Below are 1,554 nucleotides of genomic sequence, written 5' to 3'. Positions count from 1 at the left end.
CCACCGGTGCCGCCAGGGTCACCGGTTTGCTGGCCTTCGGTTTGGCCGGCGGCTGCGGTACCGGTGCCGGGGGGTGCGGTTCAACGATCCGGCCCCGCCAGCCGCGGGGTGCTAACGCGTGCGCGTTGTCGTCGGCAGACACGGTCGTGGGCGATCCTTTGCATGTTGTCGATCACCTGCGCCGGCGCGACCCGCCGGCCGCGGGAGGACCAGCGCAGGTGACTGTGGTGGTGTGTTTTTCTTCCCCCCGGGGGCAGGGTTGGTGCTGTCGCCGGCGGGGTTTTTTAAAGGTCCCGTGTAGCCTACCCCGCGCCCGCTGCACCGGAGGTGGTCATCCCGCCGGTGGCTGTGGGGGTGTGGTGCGTGTCAGGGGTTGTCCCGGCGGCGCCGGCGGCGGCTGAAGGTGACAAGCCGCCACACCAGCAGCACCGCCAGGCCGACAAGTAAAGCGGTGGTCGGCGCATTGCCGGTGATGCCGGCCCTGGTCTGGACCGACAATTCCACCGGGTCGGCAATCGGGGCACCGTCAGCTGTGGACAGCCACATGGTGATTTCGGCCCGGCGCCTGAGCTGCAAATCCTGCGGCAGGGTGGCGGTGAACTGGATGGTGATTGAGCCTTTGGCCGGGATCTGCTGGCTGTCGGGGACCTCGATGCGGGTGCCGACGGGTCCCTGCCAGTCGATTTTCGCATCCACCGGCAGCGGCAGGCCGTTGCGGCCGATGATCAGAAGCGGTGAGGAATCCGAAATCCTGGTGTAGACGGTGCCCGGCGGCAGCAGCGCCACCGAACTCCTGATCTGCTGCAGCATTGCTTTGTTGCCGGTGAGGATGTCTTCGGCGCGGCGGTCACTGGCGACATGGTGGGCCAGGGAACGCCGTTCGGTGGTCGACAGTGCGGCCAAAAGATCATCCAGCAGCGGCTCGGTGAACTGGTAGCGGGTCAGTGCAATATGCGGGTCGTTGACCATCAGCCGGGTCAGCTGCAGGGTGTAGGTGGCCTGTTGGGCGCTGCGCTGTATTTCGGTGTCGGTGGGGGCGGCCGGGGTGGAAAACGGTGCCCCGAACCCGTCGGCGGGGCCGGGCGGCAGTGGTGCTGGTGCGGGTTCGGCCAGCGCGGCCAGCGGCCGGGCGACCGCGGTCCCGTCGTTCAACACGGCGGCAAGGCTTGCCAGCACCCCGTCGGCCTGCTGCGGGTCGGCCATATGGTTCGGCGGCACCACCAGCACCCCGGCCCCGGGTGCCGTCGCCGCGGCATCGCCCGCGGCCAGCCGCAGCATCGAGCGGGCGGTGATGTCCCGGGCCACCGGGGAATCGATGCGCCACTCCCACCGCAGGGCGTCATCGGTGGTGGCCAAGGTCAGCGGATCACTGCCGGTGGCCGCCACCGCCTGGGTGAGAAAAGAATCGGCGGTGGCAAAACGGACACCGCCGCCGGCACTCCACACCCCGGCCCGGGGCAGATCCCGCACCGCCGTATCGGCCACGATCACTGTCGGCGGCAGGCCCCCGGCGGCGGGCGCCGCGGCCCCAGGTCCCGCCAGCCGGCCGGCTTC

The 1,554-nt window shown here is 70.1% G+C and carries 1 pseudogene; it reads right to left on the bottom strand.

Annotation, left to right across the window (positions count from 1 at the left end):
- Positions 1-366 precede the first annotated feature (366 nt).
- Positions 367-1,554, bottom strand: a pseudogene (locus JZY06_RS06680) (hypothetical protein); the annotation flags it as partial.

The sequence above is a fragment of the Corynebacterium mendelii genome (assembly GCF_017307055.1).
Taxonomy (GTDB): domain Bacteria; phylum Actinomycetota; class Actinomycetes; order Mycobacteriales; family Mycobacteriaceae; genus Corynebacterium; species Corynebacterium mendelii.
Note: the sequence above shows the minus strand (reverse complement) of the source record. Positions and strands in the feature narration are given on the sequence as shown.